This is a genomic window from Martinezella sp. CNPSo 3890 (genome assembly GCF_057784455.1).
Genome location: NZ_JBXSOR010000012.1, coordinates 43,692 through 62,260 on the forward strand (window position 1 = coordinate 43,692; position 18,569 = coordinate 62,260).

20 protein-coding genes are annotated in these 18,569 nt (G+C 61.3%); 14 read left to right on the forward strand and 6 right to left on the reverse strand.

The window, feature by feature from the left end:
• Window positions 1–48: 48 nt before the first annotated feature.
• The 4 genes from AC13RC_RS23870 to AC13RC_RS23885 all read left to right on the forward strand — a co-directional run bounded on the left by AC13RC_RS23870 (window position 49) and on the right by AC13RC_RS23885 (window position 3,553).
• A complete protein-coding gene (locus tag AC13RC_RS23870) occupies window positions 49–627 on the forward strand; it encodes a cob(I)yrinic acid a,c-diamide adenosyltransferase (RefSeq protein WP_113354211.1) in 579 nt (192 codons plus the stop codon).
• Between the two features lie 197 nt (window positions 628–824).
• Complete coding sequence (locus tag AC13RC_RS23875; protein WP_113332362.1) at window positions 825–1,574, forward strand: electron transfer flavoprotein subunit beta/FixA family protein; 750 nt, start codon at window positions 825–827, stop codon at window positions 1,572–1,574.
• Between the two features lie 26 nt (window positions 1,575–1,600).
• Window positions 1,601–2,530: an electron transfer flavoprotein subunit alpha/FixB family protein gene (locus AC13RC_RS23880; protein ID WP_183809834.1), complete on the forward strand. Its 930-nt coding sequence runs from the start codon at window positions 1,601–1,603 to the stop codon at window positions 2,528–2,530.
• A gap of 144 nt (window positions 2,531–2,674) precedes the next feature.
• Entirely contained in the window at window positions 2,675–3,553 is an 879-nt protein-coding gene (locus tag AC13RC_RS23885; RefSeq protein WP_113231607.1) for a 3-hydroxybutyryl-CoA dehydrogenase, read from the forward strand.
• Between the two features lie 156 nt (window positions 3,554–3,709).
• On the opposite strand, the gene tlpA is transcribed toward AC13RC_RS23885, so the two are convergent.
• Window positions 3,710–4,375: a thiol:disulfide interchange protein TlpA gene (gene tlpA, locus AC13RC_RS23890; protein ID WP_113354214.1), complete on the reverse strand. Its 666-nt coding sequence runs from the start codon at window positions 4,373–4,375 to the stop codon at window positions 3,710–3,712.
• A 23-nt stretch (window positions 4,376–4,398) separates the two neighbouring features.
• Between tlpA and argH the strand changes: the two genes are divergently transcribed.
• The 5 genes from argH (at window position 4,399) to AC13RC_RS23915 (ending at window position 10,971) form a co-directional block, all read left to right on the forward strand.
• Entirely contained in the window at window positions 4,399–5,799 is a 1,401-nt protein-coding gene (argH, locus tag AC13RC_RS23895) for an argininosuccinate lyase (RefSeq protein ID WP_069612929.1), read from the forward strand.
• A gap of 99 nt (window positions 5,800–5,898) precedes the next feature.
• Entirely contained in the window at window positions 5,899–6,093 is a 195-nt protein-coding gene (gene lptM / locus AC13RC_RS23900) for an LPS translocon maturation chaperone LptM (RefSeq protein WP_015341316.1), read from the forward strand.
• A 13-nt stretch (window positions 6,094–6,106) separates the two neighbouring features.
• Window positions 6,107–7,378 (forward strand): diaminopimelate decarboxylase, encoded by a 1,272-nt coding sequence (lysA, locus tag AC13RC_RS23905; protein WP_488558624.1) that lies wholly within the window; start codon window positions 6,107–6,109, stop codon window positions 7,376–7,378.
• Window positions 7,379–7,727: 349 nt separating this feature from the next.
• Window positions 7,728–10,490, forward strand: coding sequence for a TIGR02302 family protein (locus AC13RC_RS23910; RefSeq protein WP_488558625.1), 2,763 nt, complete (start codon window positions 7,728–7,730; stop codon window positions 10,488–10,490).
• Between the two features lie 55 nt (window positions 10,491–10,545).
• Window positions 10,546–10,971, forward strand: a complete 426-nt coding sequence (locus AC13RC_RS23915) for a cupin domain-containing protein (RefSeq protein WP_269244489.1) — start codon at window positions 10,546–10,548, stop codon at window positions 10,969–10,971.
• A 45-nt stretch (window positions 10,972–11,016) separates the two neighbouring features.
• Here the strand turns inward: AC13RC_RS23915 and AC13RC_RS23920 are convergent, their stop codons facing one another.
• The 3 genes from AC13RC_RS23920 to AC13RC_RS23930 all read right to left on the reverse strand — a co-directional run bounded on the left by AC13RC_RS23920 (window position 11,017) and on the right by AC13RC_RS23930 (window position 12,891).
• Entirely contained in the window at window positions 11,017–11,376 is a 360-nt protein-coding gene (locus AC13RC_RS23920; protein WP_069612925.1) for a response regulator, read from the reverse strand.
• 159 nt (window positions 11,377–11,535) lie between these two features.
• Window positions 11,536–12,084: a hypoxanthine phosphoribosyltransferase gene (gene hpt / locus AC13RC_RS23925; RefSeq protein WP_095435999.1), complete on the reverse strand. Its 549-nt coding sequence runs from the start codon at window positions 12,082–12,084 to the stop codon at window positions 11,536–11,538.
• Window positions 12,085–12,225: 141 nt separating this feature from the next.
• Window positions 12,226–12,891, reverse strand: coding sequence for a hypothetical protein (locus AC13RC_RS23930; protein WP_488558626.1), 666 nt, complete (start codon window positions 12,889–12,891; stop codon window positions 12,226–12,228).
• Between the two features lie 210 nt (window positions 12,892–13,101).
• Between AC13RC_RS23930 and ftsE the strand changes: the two genes are divergently transcribed.
• The 4 genes from ftsE (at window position 13,102) to AC13RC_RS23950 (ending at window position 16,498) form a co-directional block, all read left to right on the forward strand.
• Window positions 13,102–13,761 carry a cell division ATP-binding protein FtsE gene (gene ftsE / locus AC13RC_RS23935; protein WP_004107686.1) on the forward strand — a complete coding sequence of 220 codons (660 nt, stop codon included), beginning with the start codon at window positions 13,102–13,104 and terminating at the stop codon, window positions 13,759–13,761.
• Between the two features lie 88 nt (window positions 13,762–13,849).
• Window positions 13,850–14,797, forward strand: a complete 948-nt coding sequence (locus AC13RC_RS23940) for a cell division protein FtsX (protein WP_069612922.1) — start codon at window positions 13,850–13,852, stop codon at window positions 14,795–14,797.
• A 69-nt stretch (window positions 14,798–14,866) separates the two neighbouring features.
• Complete coding sequence (locus tag AC13RC_RS23945; protein WP_173002584.1) at window positions 14,867–15,589, forward strand: YdcF family protein; 723 nt, start codon at window positions 14,867–14,869, stop codon at window positions 15,587–15,589.
• A gap of 105 nt (window positions 15,590–15,694) precedes the next feature.
• Entirely contained in the window at window positions 15,695–16,498 is an 804-nt protein-coding gene (locus AC13RC_RS23950; RefSeq protein ID WP_069612921.1) for a lysophospholipid acyltransferase family protein, read from the forward strand.
• A gap of 27 nt (window positions 16,499–16,525) precedes the next feature.
• On the opposite strand, the gene AC13RC_RS23955 is transcribed toward AC13RC_RS23950, so the two are convergent.
• Window positions 16,526–17,098 (reverse strand): gamma-glutamylcyclotransferase, encoded by a 573-nt coding sequence (locus AC13RC_RS23955; RefSeq protein WP_488558627.1) that lies wholly within the window; start codon window positions 17,096–17,098, stop codon window positions 16,526–16,528.
• 11 nt (window positions 17,099–17,109) lie between these two features.
• Here AC13RC_RS23955 and AC13RC_RS23960 point away from each other — a divergent pair, with 11 nt between their 5' ends.
• Window positions 17,110–18,123: a DUF2125 domain-containing protein gene (locus tag AC13RC_RS23960; protein ID WP_488558628.1), complete on the forward strand. Its 1,014-nt coding sequence runs from the start codon at window positions 17,110–17,112 to the stop codon at window positions 18,121–18,123.
• A 3-nt stretch (window positions 18,124–18,126) separates the two neighbouring features.
• On the opposite strand, the gene AC13RC_RS23965 is transcribed toward AC13RC_RS23960, so the two are convergent.
• Window positions 18,127–18,555 carry a GNAT family N-acetyltransferase gene (locus AC13RC_RS23965; RefSeq protein ID WP_113421389.1) on the reverse strand — a complete coding sequence of 143 codons (429 nt, stop codon included), beginning with the start codon at window positions 18,553–18,555 and terminating at the stop codon, window positions 18,127–18,129.
• Window positions 18,556–18,569: the final 14 nt, after the last annotated feature.

Below are 18,569 nucleotides of genomic sequence, written 5' to 3' on the forward strand. Positions count from 1 at the left end.
GCATTTCGCGATTCAAAAAAGGCGAAAGGCTCTAACCACAGGAACCCGATGGTCAAGCTCAACAAGATCTACACGAAGACCGGCGACGACGGCACGACAGGCCTTGCCGCCGGCCCGAGGCGGCTGAAGCACGACCTGCGCGTCGAAAGCTACGGCACGGTCGACGAGACCAATTCCGCAATCGGCGTCGCCCGGCTGCACACGTCGGACATGCCAGAGATCGACGCGATGCTGATGCGCATCCAGAACGATCTGTTCGATCTCGGCGCCGATCTTTCGACCCCCGAAACAGACGAGCCGCCCGCCTATGAACCCTTGCGCATCATCGATCACCAGGTCGAGCGCCTCGAGCAGGATATCGACCGGCTGAACACCGATCTCGAGCCGTTGCGATCCTTCGTCCTGCCCGCCGGCAGCCCCGCTTCCGCCCATCTTCACCTTGCCCGCACGATAGCGCGTCGCGCCGAGCGCCTCATGGTGGCGCTGTCGCGGGAGCGAGGCGAACGGGTGAGCCCGGCGGCGCTGAAATATATCAACCGCCTTTCCGATTTTCTCTTCGTCGCGGCACGGCACGCCAATGATCGCGGCCAGGCCGATGTTCTCTGGGTTCCCGGCAAGAATCGATAGCGGCGCGAATTCGATCACCGAAGGCAGATGTATTGACGTTGACGTAAACGTTATTTATGCCTTTCAAGCAATTCGTCTCTCGGCGGCCTGGAAGCGTTGTAATTGGGAAAAAAACGCGTATCCATGTCGCCATTCGACAAATGGAATGGCGCTAAACAGCGCATGTTCTCGGGCGGTCATGTTGAAGGAAGGATTCCATGAAGATTCTCGTCCCCGTTAAGCGGGTTGTTGACTACAACGTCAAGATTCGCGTGAAGCCGGATGGTTCTGGCGTTGAGCTTTCGAACGTGAAGATGTCGATGAACCCGTTCGACGAGATTTCAGTCGAAGAGGCGCTGCGTCTGAAGGAGGCCGGCAAGGCCGAGGAAGTGGTGGTCGTTTCGATCGGACCTGCAAAGGCTGAGGAAACTCTGAGAACGGCGCTTGCCATGGGTGCGGATCGTGCCATCCTCGTCGAGACCGACGATGCCGTCGAGCCGCTCGCCGTAGCCAAGATCCTGAAGGGCGTCGCTGAAGCCGAACAGCCGGGCCTCATCATCGTCGGCAAGCAGGCGATCGATGACGACTCCAACCAGACCGGCCAGATGCTGGCGGCGCTCCTCGGCACGGCGCAGGCAACCTTCGCCTCGAAGATCGAGATCGGGGATGGCAAGGCTCAGGTGACGCGCGAAGTCGATGGCGGCCTGCAGACCATCGAGGTCAAGCTACCGGCCGTCGTCACGACCGACCTGCGCCTGAACGAGCCGCGCTACGCCTCGCTGCCGAACATCATGAAGGCCAAGAAGAAGCCGCTCGACAAGAAGAGCCCGGCCGATTTCGGCGTCTCGACCGAGCCGCGCCTGAAGGTGCTGAAGACCGAAGAGCCGTCGGGCCGCAAGGCGGGCGTCAAGGTTGGCTCGGTTGCCGAGCTGGTCGAAAAGCTCAAGACCGAAGCCGGCGTGCTTTAACCCAGTCCGAACGAGGAGTTAGACATATGGCCATTCTTCTTCTGGCTGATCACGACAATGCCCACCTCTCCGACCAGACCGCCAAGGCGCTGACGGCTGCCACAAAGATCGGCGGCGACATTCATGTGCTGGTCGCCGGCGCAGGCGCCAAGGCTGCAGCGGAACAGGCGGCAAAGCTTGCCGGTGTCTCGAAGGTGCTGGTTGCCGAAGATGCAAGCCTTGCCAACAATCTGGCGGAACCGCTGGCGGCCCTGATCGTATCGCTTTCCGGCTCCTATGACGTGATCATCGGCGCGGCCACTTCGGTCGGCAAGAACGTGCTGCCGCGCGTTGCCGCCCTGCTCGATGTCGCCCAGGTCTCGGAAATCATCGAAGTGGTTTCGGCTGACACCTTCAAGCGGCCGATCTATGCCGGCAATGCCATCCAGACGGTGCAGTCGACCGACGCCAAGAAGGTCATCACCGTGCGCACAGCTTCGTTCGCCTCCGCCTCTGAAGGCGGCTCGGCCGCGATCGAGACGGTGTCCGCGGCTGCTGATCCCGGCCTTTCCACCTTCGTCGGCGATGCCTTGTCGACGTCTGATCGTCCGGAACTGACCTCCGCCAAGATCATCATCTCGGGTGGCCGTGCACTCGGCTCGGCAGAGAAGTTCAGGGAAGTCATCCTGCCGGTTGCCGACAAGCTCGGTGCCGCCGTCGGCGCCTCTCGCGCGGCCGTCGATGCCGGCTATGCGCCGAACGACTGGCAGGTCGGCCAGACGGGCAAGGTGGTCGCACCCCAGCTCTACATCGCCTGCGGCATTTCCGGCGCCATCCAGCATCTGGCCGGCATGAAGGATTCGAAGGTCATCGTCGCCATCAACAAGGACGAGGAAGCCCCGATCTTCCAGATCGCCGACTACGGCCTCGTCGCTGACCTCTTCGAAGCGTTGCCGGAATTGCAAAAGGCGCTCTGATCGCGCCGATAGAGTTTCTCGCAGTTGCGAGAGACTGGAAAATCGTCTCTTATAGGTCTATCAATCTTTGCCGGGCTAGAAATGGCCCGGCAAATTTGAATTAAAAGCATAGCGCATCGCCAGGAGCGCGCCGGGGAGTTGGCAATGAGTTCGCTGAAGACGATCGGTATTATCGGCGCGGGCCAGATGGGCTGCGGCATTGCCCATGTGTCCGCCATGGCCGGCTACAAGGTCCATATCTACGATCTCTCGCAGGATCGCATCGAAAGCGGCCTTGCCACCATCAACGGCAATCTCGCCCGCCAGGTCGCATCCGGCAAGACAACCGACGAAGAGCGCAAGGCAGCGCTCTCCCGCATCACCGGCTCGGCCGATCTCAACGATCTCGCCCAGGTCGATCTCGCCATCGAGGCGGCGACGGAAGACGAAAGCGTCAAGCGCAAGATCTATGCGCAGGTATGTCCGGTGCTGAAACCCGAAGCGCTGCTCGCAACGAACACCTCATCGCTCTCCATCACCCGCCTTGCCTCCGCAACCGACCGTCCCGAACGCTTCATGGGCATCCACTTCATGAACCCGGTTCCGGTCATGAAGCTCGTGGAGCTGGTACGCGGCATCGCGACCGAAGAATCGACTTTCTCCGCTGCCAAGGACTACGTCTCCTCGCTGGAAAAGACGATCACCGTCGCCGAAGACTTCCCCGCCTTCATCGTCAACCGCATCCTGCTGCCGATGATCAACGAGGCGATCTACACGCTCTATGAAGGTGTGGGCACCGTCGATGCCATCGACACCGCCATGCGGCTCGGTGCGAACCACCCGATGGGGCCTCTGCAGCTTGCCGATTTCATCGGCCTCGACACCTGCCTCTCGATCATGCAGGTGCTGCATGACGGGCTCGCCGATTCCAAGTATCGTCCCTGCCCCCTGCTGGTAAAATATGTCGAAGCCGGCTGGCTCGGCCGCAAATCGGGCCGCGGCTTCTACGACTATCGCGGGGAAACGCCGGTTCCGACGCGGTAAGATACCCTCGCCCCATTGGGGAGAGGGTCGCGCGACAGCGCGTGGTGAGGGGGCGTTACCGGCAAACGGTACTGTTTACCCAGCAACGCGCTTGCTATGACACACCCCCTCATCCGCCCTGCCGGGCACCTTCTCCCCCAGGGGAGAAGGAGAAAATCAAATACCCGCCGCAGCCTTCACCAGGTTCTTGGCATCCTCGCTGTCCCAGGCAGCGGGTCCGTTCATGGCCGACAGCAGGCAGCCCTTGTCGTCGATGAGAAGCGTCACCGGCAGCCCAAAAGCGAGGCCCTGTTTCTTCAATACGTTGAACACGCCCATCGTATTGTCGCGATAGTAGCCGAGCTTGTCGATCGCATATTCGGCACGAAAGGCCTTGGTCTTTTCGTCGTCGCCCGTATCGATATTGACGGCAACCACTTCGAACTTGTCGCTGCCGGCGCTCTTTTCGAGCGCGTTCAGGGCCGGCATTTCCTCGCGGCACGGCACGCACCAGGTCGCCCAGACATTGAGCAGCACAGTCTTGCCGGCGAAACTGCTGATCGACAGCAGCTGGCCGTCAGCCCCCTTGAAAGAAACACCCTGAAGCGAGATCGGCGCCGGCGGCACGCTCATGGCGGCGACCTGGCCCTTGGTAAAGGGCGTCAGGGCAGCGGCGCGATCCCTGGCGGTCCCGCATTGATCGGCCGAAGCCGTTTCACCAATGCCATTGCCATACCCCGCCTCCTTCACGTATACCGCTGCCGCACCGGCAATAACCCCGGCGACGGCAGCAAGCATAACGAGTTTCATGGACGGCAGACCGAACGGCTTCTTTGCTGTCATTTCATTCTCCAGGTGGGCATCTCATGACTGACGGCACGGACACCAAATCCTCCAACCAGATGTGGGGCGGGCGTTTCGCTTCCGGCCCCGCGGCAATCATGGAGGAGATAAATGCCTCGATCGATTTCGACAAGAAGCTGTTTGCCCAGGATATCCGCGGCTCAATCGCGCATGCGAGCATGCTCGCCAATCAAGGCATCATTTCAACCGAGGATAAAGACAAGATCGTTCACGGGTTGAACACGATCCTGTCAGAGATTGAAAGCGGCAATTTCGAGTTTTCGCGCCGCCTCGAAGACATCCATATGAACGTCGAGGCGCGGCTTGCGGCCTTGATCGGCCCGGCCGCCGGCCGCCTGCACACCGCCCGCTCGCGCAACGACCAGGTGGCGCTTGATTTCCGTCTGTGGGTGAAGGAAGAGCTGCAGAAGTGCGAACAGGCGCTGACCGATCTGATCGCCGCCTTCCTCGATCGCGCCGAGGAACATGCCGAAACCGTCATGCCTGGTTTCACCCATCTGCAGACGGCCCAGCCCGTCACCTTCGGTCATCACTGCATGGCCTATGTCGAAATGTTCGGCCGCGACCGCTCGCGCGTGCGCCATGCCATCGAGCATATGGACGAATCGCCGATCGGCGCCGCTGCCCTTGCCGGCACCGGCTTCCCGATCGACCGCCACATGACGGCCAAGGCGCTCGGCTTCCGCGAGCCGACCCGCAACTCGATCGATACGGTCTCCGACCGCGATTTCGCCCTGGAATTCCTGTCGATCGCGGCCATCGCCGGCATGCATCTCTCGCGCCTTGCGGAAGAGATCGTCATCTGGTCGACGCCGCAATTCGGTTTCGTGCGCCTCTCCGATGCCTTCTCCACCGGCTCCTCCATCATGCCACAGAAGAAGAACCCGGATGCCGCCGAACTCGTGCGTGCCAAGACCGGCCGCATCAACGGTTCGCTGGTGGCGCTGCTGACGATCATGAAGGGCCTGCCGCTCGCCTATTCCAAGGACATGCAGGAAGACAAGGAACAGGTCTTCGACGCGGCCGAAAGCCTGGAACTGGCCATTGCCGCCATGACCGGCATGGTGCGCGACATGACGATCAACACCGCCCGCATGAAAGCCGCCGCTGGCTCCGGCTATTCCACCGCCACCGATCTCGCCGATTGGCTGGTGCGCGAAGCAGGCCTGCCCTTCCGCGATGCCCACCACGTGACGGGCCGCGCCGTGGCGCTTGCCGAAAGCAAATCCTGCGAGCTGGCGGAGCTCTCCCTTGCGGACCTGCAAGCGATCCATCCGGATATCACCGACAAGATCTTCGATGTCCTGACGGTCGAAGCCTCCGTTGCCAGCCGCAAGAGTTTTGGCGGCACGGCGCCCTCGGAAGTGCGTAAACAGATCGCCTTCTGGCGCGCTCGCAACTGAGAAAATCGCCGAAAGTCACAACCAACAATCAGGGTGCACAAGGCCTGGAAACTTCGCTAAGAAGAGTGACTTCCGCGTTTGCCGCCCAAGAGGATTTCGATGCAGATCAACATGCCGCACATCATCCGCCTGACCGTCGTGCTTTCGGTCGTCGGCCTTGCCGTTGTCGGATGCGGCCGCAAAGGCCCTCTCGATCCGCCGAGTGCTCATGCGACCAAAGGCGGCGACGTCTCCAAGCCGACGAAGGAGCCGGGTACGGAGGACAAGAAGTTCTTCCTCGATCCGCTTCTCTGATTGGGCAACGACCGTGAATCATTTTGAGTATCGCGACGGCATCCTCCACGCCGAGGATGTACCGGTTCCGGAGATCGCCAAGGCGGTCGGCACACCCTTCTACGTCTATTCGACGGCAACGCTGGAGCGCCACTATCGCGTCTTCGCGGCAGCCTTCGGCGATGTCGATGCCATGGTCTGCTACGCCATGAAGGCCAATTCCAACCAGGCGGTGCTGAAGACGCTCGGCCGCCTGGGCGCTGGCGTCGATGTCGTCTCCGTCGGTGAGCTGCGCCGCGCACTGGCTGCAGGCATTCCGGCAAACCGCATCATGTTCTCCGGCGTCGGCAAGACCGCGCAGGAAATGGATGTGGCGCTGGAAGCCGGCATCTACTGCTTCAATGTCGAATCCGAGCCGGAACTGGAAGTGCTGAACCAGCGCGCCGTCCGCGCCGGTAAGGTGGCCCCTGTCTCCTTCCGCATCAACCCGGACGTTGACGCCCGCACCCATGCGAAGATCTCGACGGGCAAGAAGGAAAACAAGTTCGGCATTTCCTGGCAACGCGCCCGCGCCGTCTATGACCGTGCCGCCAGCCTGCCCGGGATCAAGGTTACCGGCATCGACATGCATATCGGCAGCCAGATTACCGAGCTGCAGCCGTTCGACGACGCCTTCAAGCTGCTGCGTGATCTCGTGGAGACCCTGCGCGGCGACGGGCACGACATCCATCACGTCGACATCGGCGGCGGTCTCGGCATCCCCTATCGCGACGACAACAATCCGCCGCCTTTGCCGGATGCCTATGCTGAAATCGTCAAGAACCAGCTGCGTGGCCTCAACTGCCGGATCGTCACCGAGCCCGGTCGCCTGATCGTCGGCAATGCCGGCATTCTCGTGACCGAAGTCATCTATGTGAAGGATGGCGGCGACAAGAGTTTCGTCATCGTCGATGGCGCCATGAACGACCTCATCCGTCCAACGCTCTATGAGGCCTATCACGAGATCCGCCCGGTTGTGACGAGTGCTGCCGATATCAAGCGCATCAAGGCCGATGTCGTCGGCCCGGTCTGCGAGACGGGCGACTATCTGGCACTCGACCGCGAGATGGCGCTGCCGAAGCCCGGTGATCTGCTGGCCGTCGGCTCAGCCGGTGCCTATGGCGCCGTGCAGGCCGGCACCTACAACAGCCGGCTTCTGGTTCCCGAAGTGCTGGTCAAGGGCAATGAATTCCACGTCATCCGCCCACGCGCGAGTTATGAAGACTTGATCGGCCTGGATTCCGTCCCCGCCTGGCTCGAAGGTTAATCGGCTTCATTGGCAATTTCGGGCAGGACCGCAAAAGCTGCTTTGCCCGATCACGTTTCGGCGAAGTCCGGTGAAAAAACAGCCTTTTGCGCCCGTTGCCCTCGTCTTCGCCACAAAGAATGTTATCTTTGATTGAATGGCGTCTCGCCGGGCGCCGAGTGCGCGAGCGTGTGGGACGCCGCGCCATCCCCAACGGGCCACTAGAGCGGATGATTTTGGATCGAATCGATCGAAACTCTGAATTCGCTCTAGAATCAGGGAAGTAGAGCATGACGCCGTCCGAAAACCGCTTACACTTTTCGGCATCATGCTCTGGCCATCAACGTCAGATCGGGAGAAGACCGGACCGATGACCAGCCCCAGCAACCCTAAGAAGGGCGCTTTCGCCACCCGTCCGGCGCTGGCGCGCATGGTTGCGGTCAAGCGTCTCTTTGCGCAGCTGGTGCTCGTCAGCGAGCAGCTTCTGCCACGGCTGCTGTTGCCGGCATCCATTCTGGCTCTTTTCCTGTCCGTCGCCTGGTTCGGCATTTTCCGCATTGCGCCGGATGTCCTGCGCTTTCTGCTGCTTGCCGTTTTCGCGGTCGGCTTCGCCATCTCCCTCTATCCGCTGCGCCGCCTGCGCTGGCCCAACACCGTCGAGGCGGACCGGCTGCTGGAGGAGCGCAACGGTCTCGCCCACCAGCCTGTCACGGTGCAGGAAGAAGAGCCGGCGCTCGACACCCCCTTTGCCCGCGCGCTCTGGCGCGAGCACCAGACGCGTATGGCTGAGCGCATCGCCGCCTTGGATGCCGGCCTGCCACGGCCGGATATCACCCGCTACGACCGCTTCGCATTGCGCGCAGTCCCGGCTTTGCTGCTGGTAACAGCCTTCAGCTTTTCCATGTCCAATAGCGGCGGCTCGCTCGGTGATGCCTTCACGGCATCGAGCTCGACATCGAGCAACCCGGATGTCCGCGTCGATGCCTGGGTTACCCCGCCCTATTACACCGGCGAAGCGCCCGTCTATCTGACGGGCAATGTCGACAATGCCGGCAATAGCCTGAACGTGCCGCAATTCTCCGAACTCACTGTGCGTGTTTCGGGTGCTGCGACGGATGAGAAAGTGCTGTTTCAGACGACTGGCGCCGAAAAGGGCGTCGAAATCCCCGAGCAAGCCGCTGACGCTGACAAGCAAGGCCCCGCTGGCGCAAAGCCTGCAACGCCTCCTGCCGTACCACCGGCAGCGAACGGCACCGGCAATATTCCGGCCGCGGACGGAATGGTTGCCCGCACCCATGTTCTCAAGCTTGAAAGGGGCGGCGAGCTGACCGTCAACGGCAAGTCCTGGTCCTTCAATGTGGTCGTCGACAAGCCGCCGGAGATCACCTTCGACGGCATTCCGCACGCGACGGCGAGCGGCGCATTGGAACTCGGCTTCAAGGTCAAGGATGACTACGGCGTCGAGGAAGCCCATGCCGAGATCGTGCCGGTGGAATCCGATCCGGCTGCCAAACCCCTATACGGCTTGCCCGAATACAAGCTGGAACTTCCGCGTCGCGACCGCCGCAATGGCAAGGGTCTGGCGAGCCACGATCTGACGCAGGATCCGCTTGCCGGCAAGCGCGTCCGCATCACCCTCGTCGCCAAGGACGGTGCCGGCCAGACCGGCCGCAGCTCACCCTACGAGATGGTATTGCCGTCACGCAATTTCAGCCAGCCGCTTGCCGCAGCCGTTGCGGAAGAACGCCAGGTGTTTGCGCTTGACACGCGGAAGATGCCGGAGGCGATTGAGCTCAACAAATCGCTGACCATACGGCCCGAAGAGACAATCCCCGATCTCGGCAATTATCTCGCCATCAGGTCCGCGCTTACGCGCATGAAGCTCGCGAGCAATGAGGCCTCGCTGAAGGATACCGCCGATTATCTCTGGCAGATCGCGCTCGGCATGGAGGACGCGCAGCTGACCGATGCGGAAAAGGCCTTGCGCGACGCCCAGCAGAAGCTTTCCGACGCCCTGCAGCGCAACGCCCCCGACGCCGAGATCAAGAAGCTGACCGACGAGCTGCGCAAGGCGATGGACGCCTACATGAAGGAGCTGGCCGAGCGCATGCGCAACATGCCGGCCCAGCCGAACCAGCGCTCCGCCAATATCCTGCGCCAGCAGGACCTGCAGCGCATGATGGATCAGATCGAGAATCTCGCCCGCTCCGGCAATCGCCAGGCCGCACAGCAGATGCTTTCCGAACTGCAGCAGCTGATGAACAGCCTGCAGGCCGGCAAGCCGCAGCCGGGGCAGCAGCAGAACCAGGCCAACGACAAGATGCGCGAGCAGATGGACAAGCTCGGCCGCATCATGCGCGACCAGCAAAAGCTGATGGATCAGACCTTCAAGCTCGATCAGGCCATGCGCGACCGCATGCAGCGCGGCGATTCCAACGAGGACGGCGACGGCTTGATGGATCAGCCCATGCCCGGCCTCAACGACCCGATGCGTCCGGATATGGGCCAGCGCAATCAGGGCCAGCAGGATCAGCAGCAAGGCCAGAACCAACAAGGCCAGAACCAGCAGGGTCAGAAAGGCAAGGACCCCACTGATGGCATGACGGCCGATCAGCTGCGCGACGCGCTGAAGCAGCTGCGGCAGCAGCAGGAGGATCTCGGCAAGCAGCTCGGCGAACTGCAGAAAGACCTTGGCTCGCTCGGCATGAAGCCGAACCAGAATTACGGCAAGGCGCAGCAGGAAATGAAGGGCGCGTCCGGTCAGCTTGCCGAGGGCAATGGCGAAGGCGCCGTGCAGGGTCAGGGGCGCGCGCTGGATGCCCTGCGCAAGGGGACGCGCGAAATGATGAACCAGCTCATGGCCCAGATGCAGCAGGGTCAAGGTCAGGGGCAAGGTCAAGGCCAGATGCCGGGGCAGATGGGCCAAGGCGGTCAAAACGGCCGCGACCCGCTCGGCCGGTCACGCAACGACGGTGGTTTCTCTGACAACCCCAACGACAACATGGTGCCAGACATCATCAACGCAGAGCGCGCCCGCCAAATTCTCGACGCCATTCGCGAGCGGCTGAGCAACAATCCATCGCTCAGCGAAGAACGGCGCTATCTGGAACGTTTGCTGAATCTGGGTCAGTAAGGCAGCCCGCCATCAAAGAAGTTGCCTGTCTTCATGCTTCGCAAAGGGGGATGATATGGAGACCAAGCTTGCCCATATTTCGGATCTGCCTGTCGCGACAGGTCTGCCCGGCGTTGCCGACGCGGATGCGAGGCTGAGCGGCAAGCACGAGATTCGGCTGGCCAAAGCTGTGGGCATCACGCAATTTGGCGTGAACCTCGTCACCCTCGATCCCGGAGGAATGTCGTCATCGCGCCATTGGCATATGGCGGAGGACGAGTTTCTCTATATTCTGACGGGCACCCCGACGCTGGTCGACGAAAACGGTCACCATATTCTCGGGCCTGGCGATGTCGTGGGGTTCCCGGCGGGGCAACCGAATGCGCATCATCTGCTCAACCATTCCGCCGCCGCGGTGACGATGATCGTTGTCGGCTCAAGAAAGCCGGGAGAAGAAACTATCTACTATCCGGATGACGATTTCGGCCCTATCCGCAAATGATGATGACGTCGGCACAGGAAACGACTGCGCCGATAGTCGAGAGCTTCAGGCAGCCAAGGCCCGGGCAACAGCCTTGCGGATGTCTGGCAGCGCGAAGGGCTTGGCAACGACGTCGACGATCTTTTCCATGAGGTCGTCGGCGCGCTCGCGCTGCTCGGCATAGCCGGTCATCAGCAGGATCTTCATGCCTGGGCAGGTCGAATGGGCCTGATGGGCAAGCTCGATGCCGTCCATCACGGGCATGCGGATATCCGACAGCAGGAGATCGTAGCCGCCCTGCTTCAGTTTCTCCAAACCTTCCGCGCCGTCGGCCGCCTCTTCGGTCTCGTGACCGTCCAAGCGCAGCGCGCGGGCGACGAAGGTGCGAAGTGAATCTTCGTCTTCCGTGATCAGAATTTTTGCCATGGTCCGTGCTCCTGGTCCGTCATGTTCCGCGACCGAAATCACCAGAATTCCGTTTGCGATAGGTAAACGGCGGACAGGCGATCAAGCTCCGTGGTTAACGGATCGTCATCGCCGGAGCAGAATGGGACAGGCGTTCAGGCCGCCTGCATTAACTTAAGATCAGGCCTCGGCGTCGCCCGTGACGACACCGACGAAGGGCAGTTCGCGGAAGGCGTAGGCGACATCCATGCCGTAGCCGACAACGAAATAATCGGGGCATTCGAAGCCGACATAATCGGCCTCCAGCTCTTCCTGGCGCTTGACGCTCTTATCGAGCAGGACGGCCAGCGTGACATTGCGGGCGCCACGCTCGTAGAGCAGCTCCTTGGCGAAACGCAGCGTGCGGCCCGATTCCAGAATGTCGTCGATCAGCAGCACGTCGCGATCCCGAACGTCGCTGTCGATGTCCTTGACGATGCGCACGCCCTGCGATGTCGTGCCGGCGCCATAGCTCGAAAGCGTGATGAACTCGACCTCCGGGGCAAGCCCGGTCTCATGCAGCGCCCGCAGCAAATCGGCTGCGAAGATGAACGAACCTTTGAGAATGGCGATGACAAGGAGGTCCTTTGTCGGCCCACTGGCGATTTCCTTGGCCAGGGCATGATTGCGCTCGGCGATCTGCTCGGCAGTGAAAAGCGGCTCGATATTCTTCCCGCGTACGACAGGCATTGATTGGCATGCTCCATGGCTGCGCGGCCCCTGGCCGCCGATCAAGCTCTACAGCGCCACACGTCGTATACGACGCGCCAAGGCCGCTGTAGCACTCTAAAGCAGTAGCCCGTAGCACACTCAGCGGCTTGGACACACCCCCTATGGCATGAACGAAAGCCGGACATCCGGCGTTTTTCCACCAGGATGCTGCAATCTTGTAGAGAATCCGCGGCTTTCATGCGGTCCGAGACGATCAACCGGCGTGTCAACAACGATGCTTCTGACCAGCTGATCGCCGGCAAAGAGATCGGCACGCACCTGCGGGACCGAAAGCGTGGCACCGCTGACATTCTCGATGATGCCGTTCAATCTCAGGACCGGTAGCCCGTTCTCATCCCTCGGCGTCAGTGTCACATGCGAGAACTGCAGCGGATCGGATGTCGCCTCGGCAGATGCGCCAGAGAGACCGGAAAAACCGCCCGAAAGGCCGAAGATCAAGATTGCAAGGCAGATGATGAGCGCCACGAAGCTGCGCCGCGATGCCTGCTGCAAGACTTCCTCAGTCACCCGCAGAACGGTTAGGATGCGCGAAAGTGTAGTCTTGCGCGCCACTGGCTGAGGTCTAGGTTGGTTACGCCCGCCATAGCGAATATTGACGCCCGATGCTGGCCGCCCGCGTGCGGCGGAAACGGTCACGAATTCGGCATCGACGATATCGGATTTCGGCGTGACGTAATGCACCGGGCTCGACCCCGCTCCGCGCTCGGGCGGAATGAGGTCATAAATAAGCCCCGTCTGTTGTTGACGGTGGCGAAAAGCGCCCATGATGGCCTCCCGTTGCGGTGATCCACATGGTTTCGACGCCCATTGCCAATCTGGGCATTGAAACGAATCCTGCCCAGTCGTAAATTTTATTGGTTAATGCTTCGCAAAGATCGCCATGAATAGGGCGCCTTTCCAGAAAAATTTACCGGCTGTTAATGCCATTGGTTAACAAGTCGCCTGATTGAACCCTGCGGAAGACTGGACTGCCCGTTGATTCATTTTGAGAACGTCGGTTTGCGCTACGGCATGGGTCCGGAGATCCTCCGCGACCTGAGCTTCGACATACCGAGGAAATCGTTCCAGTTCCTGACCGGCCCTTCCGGCGCCGGCAAGACGACACTGCTGCGACTGCTCTTCATGTCGCTGCAGCCGACGCGTGGGCTGATCCGCATGTTCGACCGGGAGATTTCCTCGATCCCGCGCAATGAGCTGCCGCTGCTGCGCCGCCGTGTCGGCATCGTCTTTCAGGATTTCCGGTTGCTCGAGCATTTGACGACCTATGAAAATGTCGCCCTGCCGCTCCGCGTGCGCGGCAAGGAGGAAAGCTCCTACCGCACCGACGTCCTGGAACTGCTGAAATGGGTAGGCCTCGGCGAGCGCATCAATGTGCTGCCGCCGGTTCTCTCCGGTGGGGAAAAGCAGCGCGCCGCGATCGCCCGTGCCCTCATCGACCGCCCGGAAATCCTGCTTGCCGACGAACCGACGGGCAATGTCGACCCGCCGATGGCACGCCGCCTGCTCAATCTCTTTCTGGAACTCAACCGTCTCGGCACCGCCGTCGTCATTGCCACGCACGATCTCGCTTTGATGGACCAGATCGAGGCGAGGCGCATGATTCTATCGGGGGGGCATCTCGATATCTATGACTGATCCCCGCCCCCGCAGGACAGCCCCGAACACCGGAGCTCCGCAAGCACGGCAGGCGCCTGCAGCACCCGCAGAACGCAGGCGCCCGGAGATGCGCGTGCGCCCGACGGGACCGATCGTGCCGTCTTCGAACATTCAGGGCAATGCGCTGATCGTCGTCATCGCCATCATGGCCTTTCTTGCCTGCCTGACGCTCGGTGCGGTCAGCATGGTGCGCTCGACGGCGGCAAGCTGGGAGAGCCAAATTTCCCGCGAGATCACCATCCAGATCAAGCCGGACGACAATCTCGACATGGAAAAGGCGCTTGCGAGCGCCCGCGACATCGCATTGAGCTTCGTCGGCACCAAATCAGGCCAGATCGTCGACGAGGCGGCGACCGCGCGCCTGCTCGAGCCGTGGCTCGGTGCCGGCCTCGATATCAAGGAACTGCCCGTCCCGCGCCTCGTCATCATCACGATCGACGAGACGCATCCGCCCGATTTCGAAGCGATGCGCAGCCTGCTCAAGGCACAGATCCCGCAGGCGACCCTGGACGACCATCGCACCTGGGTCGATCGGCTCGTGTCGATGGCGCACACCACCGTTCTCATCGGCACCGGCGTGCTGCTGCTCGTCTTCACCGCCATGGTGCTGACGGTGGTCTTCGCCACGCGCGGCGCATTGTCGGGCAATCGCCATATCGTCGAAGTCCTGCATTTCGTCGGCGCAGAAAGCACCTTCGTCGCCAATGAATTCCAGAAGCATTTCCTGAAGATCAGCCTCAAAGGCTCGGGAGCCGGCAGCGCGCTCGCCGCCCTCTTCTTCGCGACAGCCGGCCTTCTGCAGAGCCATACGATCGCGACACCGCAAACCGATCAGGCAACGGCATTGTTCGGGACTTTCTCCGTCGGCGCGCTCGGCTATGTCGGCATTCTCGCCACCATGATCATCATCGCGCTGCTGACGACGCTGACGGCGCGATTCACCGTCATGCGCACGATTTACGAGATCGATCTGGTCCGTTCCGATCCCGGGCGGACGGATAGCGTACCGAATTGACGCCTCAGCGATGTTTTTTTACCGTTTGCCAGCCCGTTCATTGCCGCAATTGGCGTATAATAGCGAATCATGAGCATGGATCTGACGACTCGCAAGTCCGTGAGTTTGCAGTCGCTGCGGGCCCGACCCCGCGGTGATAGACCCGTGCGCCGCAGCCTGTTCCGCCGTCTCTTGCGCTGGGGCGGCTTCGCTTTCATCTTCCTGGTAGCCATCGTTTTCGGCGGCTTCCTGCATTTCGCCGATTCGATCACCACCTTGAAGCCGCCGCTCGACCCCAAGGCCGATGCCATCGTCGTGCTGACGGGCGGCTATCAGCGGATCGATCAGGCGGTGGAGCTGCTGCGCACCGGTGCCGGCAACCGCCTGCTGATCTCGGGCGCACATCCGACCACCACGCCGACGCAGATCCGGAAACTGACGCAGAGTTCCGCCAGCCTGTTCAGCTGCTGTGTCGACATCGGCTATGACGCGCTCGATACGATCGGCAATGCCCGCGAAGCGGCAAAGTGGATTCACGCCAGGGGCTACAAGAGCGTTCTCGTTGTCACGAACAACTACCATATGCCCCGCAGCCTCGCAGAATTGAAATACGTCGATCCCTCGACCGATTTCATTCCCTATCCGGTCGTCAACTCCGATCTGAAGACCAAGAACTGGTTCACGGACCCGAATGCGCTGCGCACGATGATCGCGGAATATGCCAAGGTGCTCCTTGCCGGCGCCCGCAACATCACGGGACTTGGACGTCCGACCGGCCTGCGTTCGCGTCAGCCGATCGAGGACGACGACTAAGGCCTGTCGCGCAAAACCGTGCACGCACCGACTTTTTATTGACGTCGTAATCGTGTAGGCAAACCTTTGGATGCCGGTGCAAGCCGGTGCATTGGAAAAGCCTCGATGATTATCCTGCGTTCGATCCTGTTCAACACGGCCTTCTATGCCAATCTGATCATTCGCATGATCGTGCTGGCGCCGATTTACTTCCTGATGCCGCGCAAGGCGGCCTATGCGATCCCCAAGGCATGGGCGAAATCCAGCACCTGGCTGATGGAGAAGATCGTCGGCACCACCTTCGAGATCGAGGGCTTGGAAAATATCCCCAAAGGCAGCTTCATCTTCGCGCCCAAGCATCAATCCTTCTGGGATACATTTGCGCTGCTGCCCTATCTGGACGACCCGGTCTATATCCTGAAGCGCGAGCTGATGTGGATTCCATTGTTCGGCTGGTACGCCGGCAAACAGCGCATGATCCCGGTCGATCGCGGCGCCCGCGGCAAGGTCATGTTCGATGTCCTGAAGCGCACGCGCGAAGAGCTCGCCACCGGCCGCCAGCTCATCATCTACCCCGAGGGCACGCGACGGCCGCCAGGCGCCGAGCCGGTCTACAAATACGGCATCGCCCGCATGTATCGCGACCTAGGCATCCCCGTCGTCGCCGTTGCCATGCATCCGGGCCTTTTCTGGCCGCGCCGCACCTTCCGCAAATATCCCGGCCATATCAAGGTGCGCATCCTGCCGCCGATCGAGCCCGGCATGGACCCGGATGCCTTTTTCGCGCGCCTGATCGAGGAGACGGAAAGAGCAAGCGACGAGCTGCTGGTCGAAACGATCGCCAACAACCCGAACCTGCCGGTTCCGCCGACGGCGGCGCAGCGTCTGGCGGAAATCGCCAAGGCAAAACCCGTTACCGCCGCAGTCTGAGCGAGCTCTCAACGCCAGGCGACAGGTTCAGGATGCCTTTCGCATCCGCTCCACTTCGCCGGCAACCTGTTCGAGCCAATGATCGCGGATGCCCATGTCGCGCAGATGCGTCAGCGTATTGAAGACATAGGCATCGTTCGGGCCGGAACGCCCATTGGCAGCTTCCACCACATGCGCGGCCTCGATCGCATTCAGCGAGCCGGCATATTGCCTGTGGTTGCGATCGACGACATAGGCGACGGCGATCACGCGCCGCCCGTCGGCGAGCCGGATCGGCAGGGTCTTTTCCAGATAGACGTTGGTGACGAGTTCGCGCTCGCGCAGATAGGTTAGCACCTCATCCCAATCGGAGGCCGGAACCCGGAAGGCCATGCCCCGGCAGGAGCCGCCACGATCAAGGCCGAGGACGAGGCCGGGGTTTTCTTCCGTGCCGCGATGGACCCAGGAACGGACGCAGAGTGAGCGGCGATAGCCAAAAATCAGGGCCTCGGCCCGCTCGTCATAACCAAAGCCCGGATTCCACATGAGGGATCCGTAGCCAAACACCCAAAATTCGTCCATATCCAACGCCAAATCACTGTGAAGCTTCAGTCCAACCATTGGAGAACAACATGGCAGCGTCAAGCCAGAGCGTAACGACCGGTCGAGGCAAGCGTCTGTGGCTCATCCTTTTTGGGTTGGTGGTGGTTCTAGCCGGTCTTTACACCGGCGGTTGGTACTATGCGACCAGTTTCGTCAGGACCAATGTCCTGAAGGCGCTCGGCCAGCAGAACAGCGCCGGCATTGCCGGCAAATGCGAGAACATGGCCTTCAACGGCTTCCCCTTCTCCATAGGCCTGACCTGCGACACGGTGACAGTCGACAACCCGACGCGCGGCGTCTCCACCAATTTCGACAGGCTCAGCGCCTCCGCACCGGTCTTCCAACCCAACCATGTGAGCTGGAGCCTGAAATCTCCCGCCGAGTTGCGCACGACTGAGGGCCTGACCGTATCGGCCGAATGGGCCGATTTGCAATCGAACCTCATCGCCAAGGGCCGCGGCGTCGCTCAGACTCAGACTGTCATCGAAGGGCTGAAGGCCGGCATCGTCTCCTCCGTCACCGGCCAGAGCCTCAATGTCACCGCTGCCCACACGGAGATGCACGCCAGTCAGAATGGCAGCGATCTGGATTTCGCGATCGGCGTCGAAAATGCCAATGCCGTCATCAAAGACTTCCCGCAGACATTGCCCACCGCATCGACCAGCGCCAAGGTGACGCTGTCCGGCAAGGCCGGCCTGCTCGATGGCAGCGACCGGGAGGGGCTTCGCGGCTCGGCAGGCATGCTGCATCAGGCCGTCATCGATATCGGCGATGGCCGCATCATGACGCTTTCCGGACCTTTCAACTTTGACGATGAGGGTTTTCTGTCCGGGCAGTTCAAGCTGGAGATCAATCAGATCGGGCCCTGGGGCGATAGCCTGACCACGACGCTTCCCGCCGCCAAGAACATCATCAAGACGGCGACGAAGATGCTGAAGGCGCTGGCCAATGGCGCGGATAAGGTCTCCGTCGATCTCACCGCCGATCGAGGTCGCCTCTCACTCAGCGGCTTCATCCCGCTCGGAAAGATCCCGCCGATCTGAAGCCTATCCTCTGCGGGCGTCGGAGATATCCTTCACAAAGAATATCTCCGGGCTCGGCTGGACGATACGGAGGTCGATGCTGCCAGCTGGCTTGAAGCCGTTGCGGCGGTGCCAGGCCTGTGGCTCGGCTTGCGCCCATTCGCTCGATGTCATCAGATGCTTGGCGCCCTCGTCGATCATGGCGCTTTCCCAGGCGTGGAACAGAGCAGTTCCGAGACCCTCGCGCCGGTGTAGCGGCAGCACGCGGATCATATCCATATAGGGTATCTTGCCCCAAAAGCGGCTGAAGCGCAGAAAGCCGAGGAGTTTGCCATCCCGCTCGGCCACAAAATATTCACCGAACGCAATGCAGCGCCCAATCCAGTCTTCACTGGCGTCATCATGCTCAAGGAGCCAGGACAAATCTTCGGAACGCGCGCGCCTGACGATCATAAGCGCCCCTCCGT